Origin of the sequence: uncultured Marixanthomonas sp., from assembly GCF_963974425.1 — a bacterium.
In the GTDB taxonomy this organism is placed as follows: domain Bacteria; phylum Bacteroidota; class Bacteroidia; order Flavobacteriales; family Flavobacteriaceae; genus Marixanthomonas.
The window spans coordinates 1-16,467 of sequence record NZ_CAXBCK010000066.1; the positions used below are offsets into that span (position 1 = coordinate 1).

Here is a 16,467-nt window from a genome sequence, read left to right on the forward strand (position 1 = left end):
ACTCGCGACCCCCTGCGTGACAGGCAGGTATTCTAACCAACTGAACTACCAGACCGTTGCTATCTTAGCGGTGGCAAATATACCACGCATTTTCATTCTGACAAACATTTTTTGAAAAAAATTTACTTCTATTACCCAAACTTTTGACGCTCTACTAAATAGGTAGTCAAAATTTTATTGAAACTCTCATTAATATCGGCCGCTACATACTTAATTCTGTATTGACCGCACTTCAATTTTAATTCTGAAAAATAGCTTACCACAGCAGTTTCATACGATTGTTTAATATTTTCGGCATATAAATTAATATGCTCACCTGTTTCAACATCGACAAAGCGCTTTGGGCGATTACTGAAATTAAAATCCTGCTCTTTCTCTTTATCGAAGGTGTGAAACAAAATTACTTCGTGCTTATTGTACTTTAAATGCTGTAGCGCTTCAAACAAAGCATCTTCATCAGCATCGCTTTGAAACATATCAGTAAACAGAAACACTAGTGAGCGTCGTTTTAACTTTTCAGCTATTAAATGAAGATGTGAATAGGTTTTGGTGGTTTTCTTTTCTGCAGGCTTCTGGATTGCTTCATTTAACTTTCCTAATAGCATTTGGTGATGCCGTTCGCTACCTTTTTCATTGGCATAAAACTCGTATTCATTGCTATAAATACTCATTCCTACCGCATCGCGTTGCCTTTTTAGTAGATTCATAATCGCTGCGGAAGCCAAGGCTGAAAACCCTATTTTATTTAAAGAATTGATTCCAAACTGCTTCACCTTTGGGTAATGCATAGAACTACTGTTGTCAATAATTATATGACATCGCAAATTGGTTTCTTCTTCGTACCGTTTTGTATACAGTTTATCTGTTTTGGCAAATAACTTCCAATCTATATGTTTGGTGCTTTCCCCCTGATTATAAATTTTATGCTCAGCAAATTCTGCTGAAAATCCGTGGAATGGACTTTTATGTAAACCGGAAATAAAACCCTCTACCACTTGGTTTGCAAGCAGCTCTAAGTTTTTAAATCCGGTTATTTCATTTATTTCTTTTTGAAGATCCACGCGAGGTGACTTTTATTTTAATACTCCATCCACAATACCATAGGAAACACTTTCTTCAGCATCCATCCAATGATCACGGTTGAAATCTTTCATTACTTTTTCAACCTTTTGACCACAATTATCGGCTAAAATTTGAGCACTTAATTCTTTCGTCTTTAAAATTTCTTGAGCCGTAATTTCAATATCACTTGCTGGCCCTCTTGTTCCTCCGCTAGGCTGATGTATCATCACTCGTGCATTAGGCTGAATATATCGTTTCCCTTTTTCTCCAGCTGATAATAGGATACTTCCCATAGAAGCAGCCAAACCAGTACAGATTGTTGAAACAGGGCTTTTAATCTGCTTAATCGTATCGTACATTGAAAAACCCGAAGTTACATACCCCCCTGGGCTGTTGATGTAAAATTTAATTTCTTCGTTACTTATTGAATCTAAATACAACAATCTATCTACTACATGGCGGGCACTTTTATCATCTACCTGCCCCCAAAGAAATACTTTTCGTTCGCTTAAAAGCTGGTTATCTATCTTATCTTGTACTTTATATACTTTTTCTTTTTCCATATTGTTTGTTTTAAAAACTTGTGTTTATGTACTTCTTGTAAACTTACTAAAAATAAAAAAAGGCCCGGCAAATCGCCAAGCCTTTTCAACTTAATTTTTCTTTTTCAATTTTCTTCTTATAAAAGCTGATCAATCGCTTCTTCATATACGTTTTTAGGCGCAACACCTACTTGTCTTCCAACTAGTTCTCCTTTATTGAAAACCAATACTGTTGGAATGTTACGAACGCCGTATTTAGCTGCAAATTCTTGATTTGCATCAACGTCCACTTTACCTACAACAGCTTTGCCTTCGTAGTCTTTGCTTATCTCATCGATGATTGGTCCTACCATTCTACATGGTCCACACCAAGCTGCCCAAAAATCTACTACTACCGGTTTATCACTTTTTAAAACGGTTTCGTCAAATGTTGCATCAGTTATTTCTAAAGCCATAATTTTATTTTTAATTGTTATGCAAAAGTAGTCATTTTTTAGGCTAAACCTTACAGCCCTAACATTACTTTAAGTAATAGGTTTATTGTTTTTGTTGATAGTATTTCTCTATTAATTGAGCCTGAAATTTACCTGTTCTTGCTGTAATTCGTCTAAAAGCTCTTTATTAATTTCGATTTTTTGGGTTCGGCTTGGCATGTTCAATTTTACCTTGTCTGCCATTTCATACACCAAAAAATGTAGCTGTTTTTCTCCTTTATGAATAGTAAACAAATCTTTTAAGCGATCTATCCTATCATTTTCAATGTCTTCCAAAGGCATGCGTATCGTTAGTTTTTTGGAATGTTTCTCCATTACATCATGCAATTGTAACATACTAGAATATTGAACTCTAGGGTCACTTTTTTTACCTGTATCACGGTTTGTCCATCCTTCTTTTATAAAAACTCGTGCGTAGATAAAAGAATTGGGCACTAAAAAATGACGTAATTTTAAATAGTCTTCCCCAAAAATTTTAAATTCATAACTATCCTCATAATCCTCCACCGTAAAAATGGCCCAACCTCTTCCAGCTTTCGATTCCCGATGTTGCACATCGCTTACCACCCCGCCAAAACTAAGCTCTCGGTTTACAAACTTTTCAAGTTCATTAAAATCTGAAACTTTACAGTTGGTAAAATATTTCATTTCTAATTTAAAATCGTCTAGCGGATGCCCAGAAATATAAACACCCACAACGTCTTTCTCTAATTTTAATTTTTTCATCGTTCCCCACTCTTCACAAGGCGGAACTTCCGGCTCTGGAATTTGTACATCACTGGCTTCTCCAAATAAACTTACTTGGGATGAGTTTTGTGTTTCTTGATATTTTGAAGCATATTTCAATACCTTTTCAACAAACATCACGCCGTCACCTTCGTCATGAAGGTATTGCGCTCGATGGGTATCGAAACTATCAAAACCGCCTGCCAATGCTAAACTTTCAAAAGCTTTTTTATTAGCCGCTCGTAAATCAATTCGCTTAGCTAAATCAAAAATAGATTTGTAATTTCCGTCTTTTCTGTTTTCAACAATAGTGGCTACAGCATTACCGCCAACGCCTTTAACGGCACCCATCCCAAAACGGATATTTCCTTGATCATTTACTGTAAATTTATAGAAGGATTCGTTTACGTCGGGCCCTAAAACTGTCATGCCCATCCGTTTACATTCTTCCATAAAAAAGGTCACCTGCTTTATATCGTTCATGTTATTGGAAAGCACCGCTGCCATATATTCAGCAGGGTAATGAGCTTTTAAATAGGCTGTTTGGTAAGCTATCCACGCATAGCATGTAGAATGTGATTTGTTAAACGCATAACTCGCAAAAGCCTCCCAGTCTTTCCAAATTTTTTCTAATTTTTCAGCGTCGTGCCCTTTTTTAGAAGCATTTTCAATAAAACGAGGTTTCATTTTATCGAGTACGGCTTTTTGCTTTTTACCCATCGCTTTCCGCAGGACATCAGCATCACCTTTACTGAAATCGGCCAGTTTTTGCGACAACAACATCACTTGCTCTTGATAGACCGTAATTCCGTAGGTTTCTTGTAAATATTCTTCCATCGCTGGAAGGTCGTATTCAATCTCTTCTTCTCCGTTTTTTCTACGAATGAAACTTGGAATATATTCTAACGGACCTGGACGGTACAAAGCATTCATCGCAATAAGATCGGCAAAAACAGTAGGTTTCAGCTCTTTCATATACTTCTGCATTCCTGCAGATTCATACTGAAATATCCCTACAGTTTCTCCACGCTGGAAAAGCGCGTAGGTTTCTTCATCATCCAACGGAAAACTATCTGGATCGAGATCTATATTGTGCTTATGTTTTACAATTTTAACCGTGTCCTTAATTAAAGTCAAGGTTTTCAATCCCAAGAAATCCATTTTCAGCAAACCGGCACTTTCTACCACCGAGTTGTCAAACTGGGTTACATATAAGTCGGAATCTTTTGCCAAGGCAACAGGCACGAAGTTGGTAATATCGTCTGGGGTAATGATTACTCCACACGCGTGAATTCCAGTATTTCGAACTGACCCTTCTAATATTTTAGCTTGGTTGATGGTTTCGGCCTCTAAATCACTTCCTTCGGAAAGGTTCAATAATTCATTAACCTTGGGCAGTTCATCACTTCTGAATTTACTTCGCAATTCCTGCTCACTCATACCAAAAATCTTATTCAGCTTGGTCATATTCGGAATCAACTTCGAAATCCTATCCGCATCGTTCAATGGTAAGTCCAACACTCGAGCCGTATCACGAATCGATGATTTTGCTGCCATCGTTCCATAAGTAATAATTTGCGCTACCTGATTAGAACCATATTTTTCAATTACATAATCCATCACCCGGCTTCGGCCTTCATCATCAAAATCAATATCGATATCGGGCATACTCACACGATCCGGATTTAAGAAACGCTCAAAAAGCAAGTCGTACTTAATTGGATCGATATTCGTAATTGCTAAGCAATACGCGACGGCACTACCGGCAGCAGAGCCACGTCCTGGCCCTACCGAAACATCCATATTTCTAGCTTCGCGGATAAAATCTTCGGTAATTAAAAAATAACCCGGATACCCTGTATTTTCAATTACGCTCAGTTCAAAATTGAGACGTTCTTCAATTTCGGGCGTAATGTCCTCATAGCGTTTTTTAGCACCTTTAAAAGTTAGGTGTTTCAAATATGCGTTTTCACCTCGGTTCCCCCCATCTTCAGCATCTTTCGGATCTTGAAATTCATCAGGAATACTAAATTTTGGAAGCAAAACATCTCTTGCCAGTGTGTAAGACTCAATTTTATTGACAACTTCCGAAATATTACTAATCGCTTCTGGAAGGTCTTTAAAGAGGTTTTTCATTTCCTCCTGAGACTTAAAGTAATATTGATCGTTTGGTAATCCATACCGATACCCACGACCTCTACCAATGGGCGTAGCCTGCTTTTCGCCGTCCTTTACACAGAGTAAAATATCGTGAGCGTTGGCATTTTCCTTGTCAATATAATAGGTGTTGTTGCACGCTACTAATTTCACCTCATGCTTTTTAGCCAGCTCAATTAAAACGGTGTTTACGCGTTTTTCATCTTCTTGATTGTGACGCATAATTTCTACGTACAAATCGTCACCAAATTGCTCTTTCCACCAGATTAATGCTTCTTCCGCTTGATGCTCACCTACATTTAATATTTTTCCGGGTACTTCCCCATACAAACTACCGGTAAGCACTATAATATCTTCTTTATACTTCTCAACTACATTTTTATCTATCCGCGGTACATAGTAAAACCCTTCGGTATAAGCAATCGAAGCCATTTTGGCCAAATTATGATAGCCCTTTTTGTTTTTAGCCAGCAAAATAACTTGGTAGCCATTGTCTTTGTGGTTTTTGTTGAGATGATCCTCACAAACAAAAAATTCACACCCAACAATTGCTTTTAATTCTTTGTGTTTCTCTTCTTCTGGAAGACCTGCGTTATATGAATTTACCGCTTTCGTAAAATGGAATGCGCCCATCATATTCCCACTATCGGTAAGGGCTACGGCCGGCATTTCGTTTTTTATCGCTGCATTTACTAAATCTTGAGTAGATGAAGTGGATTGTAAAATAGAAAACTGCGAATGGTTATGAAGGTGCGAAAAAGCCGTTTCTTCAAGTGTAGCAATGTTCTCTTTTATTTCTTCGGAAGAAATGGTTTCAGTCTGGGTGGAAGCTTCGATTTCTTTCCTAATTTTTTCAGAAGCCTTTTTAAGATTGATGTGTTTTAAACCAATTAATTCAATCTCTTTTGGGTTCTCTTCTGAAAATTTTTCGAAATAATCTGGCTGAACATCCAGTTCCTTTTCGGTGTAGATATTTCTTCTAACCAGCTCTAAAAAACAACGAGTAGTCGCTTCCACATCGGCAGTTGCGTTGTGTGCTTCGCCAAAAGCTTCATTAAATAAAAACTCGTGTAACTCGGTTAGTGTTGGTAATTTAAATTTACCGCCTCGTCCACCAGGAATTTGACACAATTGTGCAGTAGTTTCGGTACAGGTGTCTAAAACTGGGAGCTGCGGCAATGGATTGTGCATTTCCAAACGATGAAACTCGGCTCCCATTATATTAAGATCGAAGCCTACATTTTGACCCACCACAAATTTTGTTTTGGATAAAGCTTCGGCGAATTTTTCAGCAACCTCAGCTAAAGGAATACCTTTTTGTTGTGCCAATTCAGTAGAAATCCCATGAATTTTCTCGGCATCAAACGGAATGGTAAATCCATCTGGCTGTATTAAATAGTCCTGATGCTCAATAACGTTCCCCATAGCATCGTGCAGTTGCCAAGCTATCTGTATACATCTTGGCCAGTTGTCGGTATCGGTTACTGGAGCATTCCAACGTTTAGGTAATCCGGTTGTTTCGGTGTCAAAAATCAGGTACATGGGTCTCGGTCTAGTTTCAGAAATAAGAAGTTTTCAGAATACGTTCTGAAAAAGTAAAAATAAAAAAAGACCGACAGTTAAGGAAAGAAAAATGCTACTAGTTGTTAACTTTTTATATAAAAAAAGACCGGAAAAATAACCGGTCTCTCTTCTTTCTCATAGCATTTTATCTTAGGATAATACTGCTTCGAAATTTTTTGCGTTCTGCAACGTAGTCTGCACATTATTGCGCTGTTCCGTTAATATTTTCTGAGTCGTTGGAGGCAAAGTCGTATCGTTAATTACCTCATTGTATTCTTCAACAGCAGCTTCTTCCCCAGTTTTCACTTCATTTAAAATGGCTTGCTCATCGTTTGATGTAAATGTACTTTTAATATCCATCCACGTTCTGTGCATTGAACCTTTAGTGCTTCCGCCTTTATCAGGGGTTTCGCCAAAACTCTCTATTTCACTTTTAAGCTGGTGTCCAAAATCGTATCGATTTTGAGCTTGTTCATTAAAAAACTGTTTCAACTTATTGTTATCAACTATTTCAGCGGCTTTTTTATATCCCTTTTCGGCGTCATAATTCTTTTCTAATAAGTCGTTTACTCTTTTTGATATATCTTCTGTGTACTTCATAATCAGTTTATTTTACATTCAGTCCGTGATTGACTGCTTTCTTCATCAATCTTCAACTGGCACTAATATAATGTACAAGAACCATCTCGACGAACAATTAACCTAAGCTTATAATAATTTAACAGAGTTTAACCCTTACAAACAGGGAGGTTACGTTGTTTTAAATGAAATAAAGAGTAGTTTTATAATTCTGAAGAAAAAAGTTGATTCTCTATAAAATTTCAGAAAAGAAAGAAAAAGCCATATTCAGTTGACTTTCAAACAAAAAATGCTGTATCTTTGCAAACTCAAAATTATAACCGGGGTCGGGAACCCCAAAAATTAATTAGTATGCCTTTAAAAATCAGATTACAAAGACACGGTAAAAAAGGAAAACCTTTTTACTGGATCGTGGCTGCAGACAGCCGAGTGAAAAGAGATGGTAAATACCTAGAAAAATTAGGTATTTATAATCCTAACGTTAACCCTGCTCACATTGAACTAGATGTGGACGGTGCAGTAAACTGGCTTCAAAACGGGGCGCAACCAACCGATACGGCAAAAGCTATTCTTTCTTACAAAGGAGCTTTGCTTAAAAACCACCTTGCTGGTGGTGTTCGTAAGGGTGCATTAACCGAAGAACAAGCCGAAGAAAAATTCAACGCTTGGTTAGAAGAGAAAGCTAAGAAAGTTGAAGGAAAACGTTCAAAACTAACAGAAGCTGAAGAAAAAGCGAGAGCAGAAGCTTTAGCAGCTGAAAAAGCAGTTAGTGATGCACGTCTTGCAGAAGCCAAAGCAGCTGAAGATGAAGCGAAAGCTGAAGAAGAGGCTAAGGCAAAAGCGGAAGCAGAAGCAAAGGCAGCCGAAGAGGCTCCTGCTACTGATGATGCTGCAAAAGAAGAAGAATAAAGCGTAGCCTAACGATGCAAAAGTCAGCTTGTTTCTACTTAGGCAAAATCGTTAAAAAATACAGCTTTAAAGGGGAGCTGCTAGCAAAGCTAGATACAGACGACCCTGAACAATTTCTGGAAATGGAATCGGTTTTTGTTGAACACAACAAAAATTTGATTCCATTTTTTATTGAATCACTTTCCTTACACAAATCTACGTTACTCCGCATTCAATTTGAAGGGGTGAAAAATGAAACCGACGCTACTAACTTATTGGGAGATGAATTGTATCTACCTCTAAATATGCTACCTAAACTTAGCGGCAACAAGTTTTACTTTCACGAAGTAGTAGGTTTTACCGTTACCGATTCTAATTTTGGAGTAGTTGGAACTATTACCGGCGTAAATGATACCACTGCGCAAGCTTTATTCGAAATTGACCACGATGGAAAAGAAGTTTTAATTCCTGTGAGTGACGATTTAATTGAAAAAGTAGACCGCGAAAAGAAAGACATCCGCATTACCGCTCCAGAAGGGTTGATTGAGTTATACCTTGAATAGGAGGTTATGACCTTATTCGTTGCTTCGATACACTTCGGCAAGCTCAGTGCAGCGCGCTTCTCATACCTCGTAACACTCAGCCACTAACATATTCTATGCTCCATGACCCTCTATCTTTGTCATAAAATAATTCAAATTACCTAATCGTGAACAAACCTTTCCACTTTAAGAAATTTACTGTAGCACAAGATCGTTGTGAAATGAAAATTGGTACCGATGGCGTATTATTAGGCGCTTGGACCTCCCTACAACACAAGCCCTCATCTATTTTAGATATTGGCACCGGAACCGGAATTATTGCTCTTCAACTTGCACAACGAAGCACTGCAGAACTTATAGACGCTATTGAAATAGATGAAAACGCATATGAACAATGCGTAGAAAATTTTGAAGCATCTCCTTGGGGCGATCGGTTGTTTTGCTATCATGCAGATTTAAATGAATTTACTGAAGAAATGGTGGACGAGACGTACGATTCGATTATTTCTAATCCGCCTTTTTATTCTGAAGATTACACCTCTGGCAATGCTGCTCGAGATACGGCCCGTTTTACCGAAGCCTTACCTTTTGAACATTTAATAGCAAGTGTTTCTCTTTTACTTTCTGAAAAGGGAGTTTTTTCTACCATTATTCCGAAAAAAGAAGAAGAACGTTTTATTCAATTAGCTTTTGCCAAAGGGCTTTTTCTCAATCATATTTGCAGGGTTCGCGGAACAGAAACTTCCGAAGAAAAAAGAAGCCTTTTAGAGTTTTCATTTTCTAAAATTTCTCCTAAAATTGATCAACTTACTATTGAAATCAGTCGTCATACCTATACCGAAGCCTATAAAAACTTGGTACGCGATTTTTACTTGAAAATGTAGGAGGTTAAAGCCGTGATTTCTACATTTGTATTCCTTAAAACCAAAAATCATGAAACCAGACCTTTTCGAAGCTCCAGATTATTATAATATAGACGATTTACTAACCGAAGAGCATAAGCTTATACGTGATGCTGCTCGCGACTGGGTAAAACGCGATGTATCCCCTATTATAGAAGAAGCAGCTCAAAATGCTAAATTTCCTAAATCTATTATTCCAGGACTTGCCGAAATTGGTGCTTTTGGACCTTATATTCCTGAAGAATACGGCGGAGCAGGTTTAGACCAGATTAGCTACGGACTTATCATGCAAGAAATTGAACGTGGGGATAGTGGCGTTCGTTCTACAGCTTCTGTACAATCTTCATTGGTTATGTATCCTATTTGGAAATATGGTAACGAAGACCAACATAAAAAGTACTTGCCAAAATTAGCTTCTGGCGAATGGATGGGTTCTTTTGGATTGACCGAGCCAGACCACGGCTCCAACCCAGCTGGAATGGTTACCAGTTTTAAAGATAAAGGCGATCACTATTTATTAAATGGAGCTAAATTATGGATTTCAAATTCTCCTTTTTGCGATGTTGCCGTAGTTTGGGCTAAAAATGAAGAAGGACGTATTCATGGATTAGTTGTAGAACGCGGTATGGAAGGTTTTACGACTCCAGAAACACACAACAAATGGTCATTGCGTGCTAGCGCTACAGGGGAATTGATATTTCAAGATGTAAAAGTGCCAAAAGAAAACTTATTGCCTAATAAAAGTGGATTAGGTGCACCCTTAGGATGTCTAGATTCTGCTCGCTACGGAATTTCCTGGGGAGTTATTGGAGCGGCAATGGATTGCTACGATACAGCCTTACGCTACGCAAAAGAACGTGTGCAGTTTGGAAAACCTATTGCAGCATTTCAATTGCAGCAGAAAAAATTAGCTGAAATGATTACTGAAATCACAAAAGCTCAATTATTAGCTTTACGTCTGGGACAACTAAAAAATGAAGGAAAAGCTACCTCAGCGCAAATTTCCATGGCAAAACGAAACAATGTAGATATGGCATTGAAAATTGCGCGTGAAGCTAGACAAATACTAGGCGGAATGGGTATCACTGGAGAATACAGTATTATGCGCCATATGATGAACTTAGAAAGTGTAATCACTTATGAAGGAACTCACGATATTCATCTATTAATTACTGGACTGGATATTACTGGTGAAAACGCATTTAAGTAAAAATTAGGTATTAAAATTATGATAAAGGCTTCCCCATAAAGGTGAAGCCTTTTATTTTTGCTAAAAAACTGCTATGATTGCCCAAATAAATAAAAGAATAAAGCCCTATCGCGATACACTTCTTCACCATCCTTTATACAGTGAAATAAAAACCCCCGAACACCTTCAAACTTTTATGGAATATCATGTGTTTGCCGTGTGGGATTTTATGTCGCTTCTTAAGTCTTTACAAAACAACTTAACATGTACAAATGTTCCGTGGATTCCTAAAGGTGAACCAGAAACTCGGTATTTAATCAACGAAATAGTATTAGCTGAAGAAACCGATATAAACTTAAAAGGAGAACGCCAAAGTCATTTTGAAATGTACCTCGATGCTATGAAAAAAGCAAAGGCGAATACGGCTCCAATGAATGGTTTTTTAAAACTTTTAAAAAGTACTTCTATTTCCGAAGCGATTGAAAAATCTGATGTACCCAAAGCTGTACAAAAATTCTTAACTTATACATTTTCAGTCATTGAAGAAAACAAACCTCATAAAACAGCTGCTGCTTTTACTTTTGGTAGGGAGGATTTAATTCCGGAAATGTTTTCAGAAATTATTAAAAGAATTCAGCAAAACTTCCCGAAAGAAGATTTAACTGAGTTTAAATATTATTTTGATCGCCATATCGAATTAGATGAAGATGAGCACGGCCCAATGGCATTACAAATGGTAAAAAACCTTTGTGGCGATGATGGCAAAAAATGGCGCGAAGCAGAACGCACAATCGTGCAATCGCTGCAAGCAAGAGAACAATTATGGGAAGGCGTACTATCTGAAATTTTAAAGGACAAACTTGCGTAACAATAGACGCAAATTGTATCTTTAAAGAAAGAAAACGTCAATGTCCTCACAAAAAAGAATTACCAACGCCTACAACACGGCACGACGTATTTCTTTTAATGACAACTCAAAATTTATCATTTTTAGTGATTGCCACAGAGGTGACAACAGCTTCGCAGATGAGTTTGCCAACAATCGGAACATCTACTTTCACGCTTTAGAACATTATTATAAAGAAGGATTTACCTATTGTGAATTGGGTGATGGCGACGAATTATGGGAAAACACAACCTTTGAATCTATTTTTGAAGCACATCAAAACGTATTTGAATTGCTTCGGAAATTTTATGCAGAAAACAGACTCTATCGTCTGTTGGGGAATCACGATATGGTTTATAAAAGTGAGAAGTTTGTTGAAAAAAACCTCTACAGTTATTTCAATAAAGTTACTGGAAAAGATGATCCCTTATTTCCTGAAATAACCTTTAGTGAAGGATTGGTTTTAGAACACGAAGAAACAAATCAAGAAATTTTTATGCTGCACGGGCACCAAGCCGATTGGATGAATTACCATGGTTGGAAATTCAATCGTTTCTTAGTACGTGCACTTTGGCGTCCCTTGCAGGTTTTTGGTATTGGCGACCCTACGAGTCCGGCGCGAAACTACAAAGAACTCATAAAAGTAGAACGCCGCACCAAAAAGTGGATTATTAATAATAATAATTTGTTCACTATAACCGGCCATACCCACCGTCCTCGTTTTCCTGAACCGGGGGACATCGCCTATTTTAATGATGGTAGTTGTGTTCACCCGCGTAGCATTACCGGACTGGAGATAGAGAACGGTGAAATTTCTTTAATAAAGTGGAATATTTCAACCACCGAGGATGGTACGTTGAGAGTAGTTCGCCTGCTTCTAGAAGGGCCACAAAAATTAATCGATTATCAAACTGAATAACCACGAGAAAATTTCAAATCACAATAAATTAAAAGTTTCTAAAGAAAGCATAGTATGAAAAAGACAATCTTATTATTCACATTACTCACAAGTTCTTTCCTATTTCTAAATTGTTCTGTGCAAAAAGGAACCGTTAAGGATAAAGATTCAACTTCAGATTATAGATACTTAGCCCTTGGTGATAGTTATACCATTGGCGAAAGTGTTTGTGATACTTGTAGATTTCCGGAACAGTTAAAAAAAGAGCTTGACGAACGTTTAAAGAAGCAAGGCGATATAAAAATCATTGCCAAAACCGGCTGGACTACCACCGATTTATTAAACGCAATTGCACAACAAAAACCTTCAAACGATTATGATCTTGTCACCTTGTTAATTGGGGTTAACAATCAATATCAAGGACAACCCTTTTCTACGTATGAAAAAGAATTTCCCGAATTATTAAATAAAGCCATTCAGTTTGCTGGGGGTAATAAAGACAATGTAATTGTAGTATCGATCCCTGATTATGCCTTTACGCCATTTGGGCAGACGAAAAGTGATCCTTCAAACATTTCAGAAGAATTAGATAGGTACAATGCTTTTGCAAAAAAAATAGCTGATGAAAGAGGCGTTTCTTTTGAAAACATCACCCCAATTACTCGTAACGGTTTGAAAAACAAAAGTCTAGTAGCATCCGATGGATTGCATCCTTCTAAAGGAGCGTATAATCAGTTTGTAGAGTTACTTTCTACAAAAGTGGAGAAAATTTTAAAATAAATTGAAACTGTCATTCCGAAGGAGGGACGACGAGGAATCTCATTTGAGTGAACTCGACCAAGTTTATTAATAAAAAAATATTGGTTGTAAACAAAGCCTAACTAGCTGGGTAAGATCTCTCCTTACAGTTGAAATGAGAAGTAGGGTGTGATCTCTCCCTCCGGTCGAGATGACTAACAATCGAGATTATTGAAGCTAACTTTCTGGAGCCAATTCCACTTGTAGACCATCCATTTCAGAGTTTATATGTATTTGACAGCCTAAGCGGCTGTTGTCTTGTACGTGAAACGCTTCAGCAAGCATTAAATCTTCGTCGTAGCTCATCTCAGGCAGTTCGTGGTCGCTTTGAACGTAACACTGGCAGGATGCGCACATAGCCATACCTCCACAAACACCAATGGTTCCTTCAGGGGCAAGTTCATACGAACGTACTACTTCCATTAGGTTCATATTCATATCGGTGGGAGCATCCACTTGGTGACTTGTACCTTCGCGGTCGATTATGGTTATTTTAATATCTTGCATTGTTAGAATTACATTCTAGATAAAAATACCTGCAAGATTTTTGTAACCTTGCAGGATATATACTTATTAATTTATCGCCTTAACAACTGCTTTGGGCGCTTGTCTTTTACTTCCGTCAAATCCTTCTACGCCGCCTACGGTTGTATATTTCATTACATATCGCTTGTCTGGGAAGATACGTTGGTAAGCACTTTGACACATTAAAGTCGCTTCATGAAAGCCACAAAGAATCAATTTTAGTTTTCCAGGATAGGTGTTCACATCGCCAATTGCGTAAATCCCTGGAATATTGGTTTGATAATCTAATGAGTTATCAACCTTAATAGCGTTCTTTTCAATTTCCAGTCCCCAATCTGCGATAGGCCCTAGTTTTGGTGCTAATCCGAATAGCGGAATAAAATGATCACAATCCCTATTAAATACATCGGCTCCTCTTTTGATAGAAACACCCTCTATACTTTCCTTTCCATACACATCAATTACTTCAGCAGGTGTAATCAATTCTATTTTACCAAGATTTTTAAGTTCTTGTACTTTTTCAACACTATCTAAAGCTCCTCGGAATTCATTCCGGCGGTGAATCAAGGTGACACTTGAAGCCACATCGGTTAAGAAAATACTCCAATCTAATGCTGAATCACCTCCACCGGCAATGATTACATTTTTATCGCGATATACTTCCGGATCGCGAATAATATATTCTACGCCTTTATCTTCATATTCTGAAATACCCGTAATAGGTGGCTTACGAGGTTCAAAACTACCCAATCCACCAGCAATAGCTACTATTGGCGCGTGATGTTTTGTTCCTTTATTGGTTGTTACAATAAAGCTTCCATCATCTTGCTTGTCTATAGTTTGTGCTCTTTCGCCTAATGTAAAACCCGGTTGAAACGGCTCTATTTGTTTCATCAAATTATCCACCAAATCTCCAGCTAATACTTCTGGAAATGCGGGTATATCGTAAATAGGCTTTTTAGGATAAATTTCGGAACACTGACCGCCAGGTTGGGGTAATGCGTCTATTAAATGACATTTCAGTTTTAATAATCCGGCTTCAAAAACGGTGAAAAGTCCCGTAGGACCTGCACCAATTATCAAAATATCTGTTTTTATCATGAATCTAATTCGTCTTTAAAATCTGTAAAAGTAAGATGGATTTTAATTTCAGGAACTGATCAAAATCAGCTTATTCTACATTTACTACTTCTTCGATTTGAGGAGCGTGTTTTTTGATAGTCATCTCTACTCCACTTTTCAATGTCATTTGGTTTACGGTACAGCCTACGCAAGCACCTTCCAAACGCACAATCACTTTTTTACCATCATCTATGGAAATAAGGGAAATGTCTCCACCATCGCTTTGAAGAAACGGACGTATTTCTTCTAACGCATCTTCTACTTTTAATTTTAATTCTTGCTCTTCCATATTATTTTTTAACGGCACTACAACCTGCCATTGTTGTTATTTTAATGGCTTCGGTTGGGGGGAGATTTTCGTTACGCCGTACCGTTTGCTCCACCACATTTTTTGTTACTTGCTCAAAAGCCGCTTCGGTAGGCGTAGCTGTTTGCATAGCTGCCGGACGACCTACATCGCCAGATTCCCGAATGCTTTGCACCAATGGCACACCTCCTAAAAAGGGTATATCTAGGTCTTCAGAAAGGTTTTTGGCTCCTTCTTTTCCGAAAATATAATACTTATTCTCCGGTAATTCTTCAGGAGTAAAATAAGCCATATTTTCTATTATTCCTAATACTGGCACTTGTATGTTCTCTTGTTGAAACATGGCAACTCCTTTACGGGCATCGGCCAAGGCAACATTTTGAGGCGTACTGACCACAACAGAACCTGTTAACGGTAACGATTGCATAATGCTTAAATGAATATCGCCCGTTCCGGGAGGTAGATCTACTAATAAGAAATCTAACTCACCCCAATCGGCATCAAAAATCAGTTGATTTAGTGCTTTTGCCGCCATTGGACCCCGCCAAATTACAGCTTGGTCTGGTTTTGTGAAAAATCCAATCGACAATATTTTAACCCCATAGTTTTCTACAGGTTTCATTTTGCTTTTTCCATCTACTTTTACAGATAGTGGTTTTTCCATCGCCACATCGAACATAATAGGAATGGATGGCCCATAAATATCAGCATCTAAAACTCCTACTTTAAAGCCCATTTTTGAAAGCGTAACCGCCAAGTTTGACGTTACGGTAGATTTACCAACGCCACCTTTACCTGAAGCAACTGCTACAATATTCTGAATTCCTGGAATGGCCTTCCCTTTAATCAAGTTGGGGTTTTCCTTTTTAGTTGGAGCTTCTACTTTTATGTTTACCTGAACTTTAGCATTCGCATCTATCTTTTCCTGAATGGTTTTTATAATGTCGGCTTCTGCTCTTTTTTTAATGTGTAATGCAGGAGTAGAAAGCGTAACATCTACTATTACTTCATCGGCAAATGTTACCACATTCTTTACAGCACCACTCTCAACCATATTTTTGCCTTCTCCAGCTACAGTGATGGTTTCTAATGCTTTAAGTATATCTGTTTTATTCAATTTCATAAATTCTTTTTCACAATATTTAGACTGATTCTAAAGTACAAATATAACGGTATTAGTTTGGATTTTAAAGGAGTTAGATTGAAATGATTTATGGGTAGATAGACGTTGACTGAAGTTGGGAGTTGGGAGTTGGGAGTTGGGAGTTGGGAGTTGGGAGTTGGGAG

The 16,467-nt window shown here is 37.8% G+C and carries 16 protein-coding genes; 7 read left to right on the top strand and 9 right to left on the bottom strand.

Translation table 11 applies throughout. The features are described from left to right. Window positions 1–131: 131 nt before the first annotated feature. The 5 genes from AACZ92_RS15190 to AACZ92_RS15210 all read right to left on the bottom strand — a co-directional run bounded on the left by AACZ92_RS15190 (window position 132) and on the right by AACZ92_RS15210 (window position 7,144). Window positions 132–1,061, bottom strand: a complete 930-nt coding sequence (locus tag AACZ92_RS15190; protein WP_339703080.1) for a DUF58 domain-containing protein — start codon at window positions 1,059–1,061, stop codon at window positions 132–134. Between the two features lie 12 nt (window positions 1,062–1,073). Next, window positions 1,074–1,625, bottom strand: coding sequence for an ATP-dependent Clp protease proteolytic subunit (locus AACZ92_RS15195; protein WP_339703083.1), 552 nt, complete (start codon window positions 1,623–1,625; stop codon window positions 1,074–1,076). Window positions 1,626–1,741: 116 nt separating this feature from the next. Continuing rightward, a complete protein-coding gene (trxA, locus tag AACZ92_RS15200; RefSeq protein WP_117158420.1) occupies window positions 1,742–2,059 on the bottom strand; it encodes a thioredoxin in 318 nt (105 codons plus the stop codon). A 111-nt stretch (window positions 2,060–2,170) separates the two neighbouring features. Beyond that, window positions 2,171–6,523, bottom strand: coding sequence for a DNA polymerase III subunit alpha (gene dnaE, locus AACZ92_RS15205; RefSeq protein ID WP_339703088.1), 4,353 nt, complete (start codon window positions 6,521–6,523; stop codon window positions 2,171–2,173). A 171-nt stretch (window positions 6,524–6,694) separates the two neighbouring features. Then, a complete protein-coding gene (locus AACZ92_RS15210) occupies window positions 6,695–7,144 on the bottom strand; it encodes a PA2169 family four-helix-bundle protein (protein WP_339703090.1) in 450 nt (149 codons plus the stop codon). A 330-nt stretch (window positions 7,145–7,474) separates the two neighbouring features. On the opposite strand from AACZ92_RS15210, the gene AACZ92_RS15215 reads away from it, so the two are divergent. The 7 genes from AACZ92_RS15215 to AACZ92_RS15245 all read left to right on the top strand — a co-directional run bounded on the left by AACZ92_RS15215 (window position 7,475) and on the right by AACZ92_RS15245 (window position 13,208). Continuing rightward, a complete protein-coding gene (locus tag AACZ92_RS15215) occupies window positions 7,475–8,032 on the top strand; it encodes a 30S ribosomal protein S16 (protein ID WP_339703093.1) in 558 nt (185 codons plus the stop codon). Between the two features lie 14 nt (window positions 8,033–8,046). Next, window positions 8,047–8,574: a ribosome maturation factor RimM gene (gene rimM / locus AACZ92_RS15220; protein ID WP_339703096.1), complete on the top strand. Its 528-nt coding sequence runs from the start codon at window positions 8,047–8,049 to the stop codon at window positions 8,572–8,574. A gap of 146 nt (window positions 8,575–8,720) precedes the next feature. Then, the gene (locus tag AACZ92_RS15225; protein WP_339703099.1) at window positions 8,721–9,437 is read left to right on the top strand and encodes a methyltransferase; all 717 of its coding nucleotides are present in this window, start codon (window positions 8,721–8,723) and stop codon (window positions 9,435–9,437) included. 49 nt (window positions 9,438–9,486) lie between these two features. Beyond that, window positions 9,487–10,665 (top strand): acyl-CoA dehydrogenase family protein, encoded by a 1,179-nt coding sequence (locus AACZ92_RS15230; protein ID WP_339703102.1) that lies wholly within the window; start codon window positions 9,487–9,489, stop codon window positions 10,663–10,665. 73 nt (window positions 10,666–10,738) lie between these two features. After that, complete coding sequence (locus AACZ92_RS15235) at window positions 10,739–11,512, top strand: DUF3050 domain-containing protein (protein WP_339703105.1); 774 nt, start codon at window positions 10,739–10,741, stop codon at window positions 11,510–11,512. A 40-nt stretch (window positions 11,513–11,552) separates the two neighbouring features. After that, window positions 11,553–12,449, top strand: a complete 897-nt coding sequence (locus AACZ92_RS15240; protein ID WP_339703108.1) for a metallophosphoesterase — start codon at window positions 11,553–11,555, stop codon at window positions 12,447–12,449. A gap of 54 nt (window positions 12,450–12,503) precedes the next feature. Next, on the top strand, window positions 12,504–13,208 hold the full coding sequence (locus tag AACZ92_RS15245) for an SGNH/GDSL hydrolase family protein (protein ID WP_339703111.1): 705 nt from the start codon (window positions 12,504–12,506) through the stop codon (window positions 13,206–13,208). A 195-nt stretch (window positions 13,209–13,403) separates the two neighbouring features. Here AACZ92_RS15245 and AACZ92_RS15250 read toward each other — a convergent pair whose 3' ends face one another. The 4 genes from AACZ92_RS15250 to AACZ92_RS15265 all read right to left on the bottom strand — a co-directional run bounded on the left by AACZ92_RS15250 (window position 13,404) and on the right by AACZ92_RS15265 (window position 16,303). After that, window positions 13,404–13,733: a ferredoxin gene (locus AACZ92_RS15250; RefSeq protein ID WP_339703114.1), complete on the bottom strand. Its 330-nt coding sequence runs from the start codon at window positions 13,731–13,733 to the stop codon at window positions 13,404–13,406. Window positions 13,734–13,799: 66 nt separating this feature from the next. Then, complete coding sequence (locus AACZ92_RS15255) at window positions 13,800–14,852, bottom strand: NAD(P)/FAD-dependent oxidoreductase (RefSeq protein ID WP_339703117.1); 1,053 nt, start codon at window positions 14,850–14,852, stop codon at window positions 13,800–13,802. A gap of 70 nt (window positions 14,853–14,922) precedes the next feature. Then, window positions 14,923–15,162, bottom strand: coding sequence for a NifU family protein (locus AACZ92_RS15260; protein ID WP_339703120.1), 240 nt, complete (start codon window positions 15,160–15,162; stop codon window positions 14,923–14,925). Window position 15,163: 1 nt separating this feature from the next. Then, a complete protein-coding gene (locus tag AACZ92_RS15265; RefSeq protein WP_339703123.1) occupies window positions 15,164–16,303 on the bottom strand; it encodes an Mrp/NBP35 family ATP-binding protein in 1,140 nt (379 codons plus the stop codon). Window positions 16,304–16,467: the final 164 nt, after the last annotated feature.

Excerpts from the sequence above, each read along its gene's own strand:
- AACZ92_RS15195 (WP_339703083.1), bottom strand. The coding sequence starts at position 1,625 with ATGGAAAAAGAAAAAGTATATAAAGTACAAGATAAGATAGATAACCAG.
- trxA (WP_117158420.1), bottom strand. The coding sequence starts at position 2,059 with ATGGCTTTAGAAATAACTGATGCAACATTTGACGAAACCGTTTTAAAA.
- dnaE (WP_339703088.1), bottom strand. The coding sequence starts at position 6,523 with ATGTACCTGATTTTTGACACCGAAACAACCGGATTACCTAAACGTTGG.
- AACZ92_RS15210 (WP_339703090.1), bottom strand. The coding sequence starts at position 7,144 with ATGAAGTACACAGAAGATATATCAAAAAGAGTAAACGACTTATTAGAA.
- AACZ92_RS15215 (WP_339703093.1), top strand. The coding sequence starts at position 7,475 with ATGCCTTTAAAAATCAGATTACAAAGACACGGTAAAAAAGGAAAACCT.
- rimM (WP_339703096.1), top strand. The coding sequence starts at position 8,047 with ATGCAAAAGTCAGCTTGTTTCTACTTAGGCAAAATCGTTAAAAAATAC.
- AACZ92_RS15230 (WP_339703102.1), top strand. The coding sequence starts at position 9,487 with ATGAAACCAGACCTTTTCGAAGCTCCAGATTATTATAATATAGACGAT.
- AACZ92_RS15235 (WP_339703105.1), top strand. The coding sequence starts at position 10,739 with ATGATTGCCCAAATAAATAAAAGAATAAAGCCCTATCGCGATACACTT.
- AACZ92_RS15240 (WP_339703108.1), top strand. The coding sequence starts at position 11,553 with ATGTCCTCACAAAAAAGAATTACCAACGCCTACAACACGGCACGACGT.
- AACZ92_RS15245 (WP_339703111.1), top strand. The coding sequence starts at position 12,504 with ATGAAAAAGACAATCTTATTATTCACATTACTCACAAGTTCTTTCCTA.
- AACZ92_RS15250 (WP_339703114.1), bottom strand. The coding sequence starts at position 13,733 with ATGCAAGATATTAAAATAACCATAATCGACCGCGAAGGTACAAGTCAC.
- AACZ92_RS15255 (WP_339703117.1), bottom strand. The coding sequence starts at position 14,852 with ATGATAAAAACAGATATTTTGATAATTGGTGCAGGTCCTACGGGACTT.
- AACZ92_RS15260 (WP_339703120.1), bottom strand. The coding sequence starts at position 15,162 with ATGGAAGAGCAAGAATTAAAATTAAAAGTAGAAGATGCGTTAGAAGAA.
- AACZ92_RS15265 (WP_339703123.1), bottom strand. The coding sequence starts at position 16,303 with ATGAAATTGAATAAAACAGATATACTTAAAGCATTAGAAACCATCACT.